This is a genomic window from Streptomyces sp. AC627_RSS907, from assembly GCF_019049165.1.
The window spans coordinates 1-726 of sequence record NZ_JAGMUE010000250.1; the positions used below are offsets into that span (position 1 = coordinate 1).

The following is a 726-nucleotide window of genomic DNA, read 5'->3' on the forward strand; positions in this document are numbered from 1 at the left end:
GCCCAGGGCCACCGACACGGCGGGCACACCGTGTGCCCGGCACTCCTGGGCGAGGGCGCTGACGTAGGCGTGCGTCGGAGCCTGGTTGCCGAGCCCCGGGCCGCGGCAGACGCCGGCGACCGACGAGCACAAGACCAGGGCCGTCAGGTCGTGCCGCTGGGCCAGCGCGCACACCCGGCGCGCCGCGGCCATCGCGCCCGCCCCCTCGCCGCGCAGCCGCTCGGCGTCCAACGGGCCCGCCTCGTCACCGAGTTCGCAGGCGAGATGGACCACCGTGGTCAGCGGAAGCTCGGGCGCGACGCTTGCGACGACCCGGTCCAGCTCGCCCGGTTCGGCCACGTCGGCGACGGCGGTCGCCACGCGCACGCCGGTCGCGGACAACTCCGCCACCAGCGCCTCGTCCGGCGCCGCCGCGTCCACCAGCAGCACCTGCTCGGCGCCGGCCTCGGCCGCCCAGCGCGCCGCGTGCGCGCCGGCGCCGGTGTTCGCGCCGCTGATCAGCGCCGTGCCACGCAGGGTGCCACCGTCGGCGGTGCCGGCCGTCGCCTCCCGCACCAGGCGCCGTGCGAACGCGCCGTCGGGGCGTACGGCCAGCTCGCTCTCGCCCTCATCGGCGAGCAGCGCCGCCGCCAGCCGGCGCCACGTCCGGGCGCCGCACCGGTCCGGCAGGTCGACCAGGCCACCCCAGCGTTCCTGCCGCTCGGCGGCCAACGCGCCGCTCAGACC

The 726-nt window shown here is 78.7% G+C and carries 1 protein-coding gene; it reads right to left on the reverse strand.

From position 1 onward, the window contains the following. On the reverse strand, positions 1-726 hold a 726-nt coding region (locus KUM32_RS33085), incomplete at both ends, for an SDR family NAD(P)-dependent oxidoreductase (RefSeq protein ID WP_217145628.1).